The 565-nt window shown below is 34.9% G+C and carries 1 protein-coding gene; it reads right to left on the bottom strand.

The annotated features are described in order from the left end of the window. On the bottom strand, positions 1–565 hold a 565-nt coding region (locus L1S34_RS14825; RefSeq protein ID WP_236364879.1), incomplete at both ends, for a hypothetical protein.

Below are 565 nucleotides of genomic sequence, written 5' to 3'. Positions count from 1 at the left end.
TGGCTGATGTAATACGGCATTGCGAATACCTAAAAAGAGAACCAAAGGGAGCAACAAAGGAGCTGTAAGTTTAATAATGGTTTTAAGTGATAATTCTGAAAAAAACCACAGCGCCATTGGAATTACAGCGATGAAAGTAACTGCAGATTCTTTGGCCATTAAGGCTGCGAAAAAAGATGCGACCGCGCCCAGTTGCCATTTTAGTTTCGATGTGCCCTCATTACTTTCATTTTTTATTTCTACTAATTTTAGCACACAATACAAACTTGCTAACGCTCCTAATAAAGCCAAAATTTCATCTAAGCCTTTCACATTGGCAACAGCCTCAGTATGTAAAGGATGCACCGCGAAAAGCAATGTTGTACCTAGCGCAATAAAATTTTTTTTGAAAACATTTTCCTCGTTTTTTATCGAAAATAGTAGCAACAAAGTTCTATATAAAACCAAGCAAAGCAAGCCATACCAAAGGATATTAAAAAAATGAAGGATATTTGCAAACCACGTTTTTTCTGAAAGATCTTTTATTTTATACCCTTCTTTATCTTTTTCAATTTTTTGAATTTCG

This window comes from Flavobacterium sp. K77 (assembly GCF_021608205.1).
Classification (GTDB): domain Bacteria; phylum Bacteroidota; class Bacteroidia; order Flavobacteriales; family Flavobacteriaceae; genus Flavobacterium; species Flavobacterium turcicum.
This window is presented reverse-complemented; position numbering and strand designations above follow the sequence as displayed.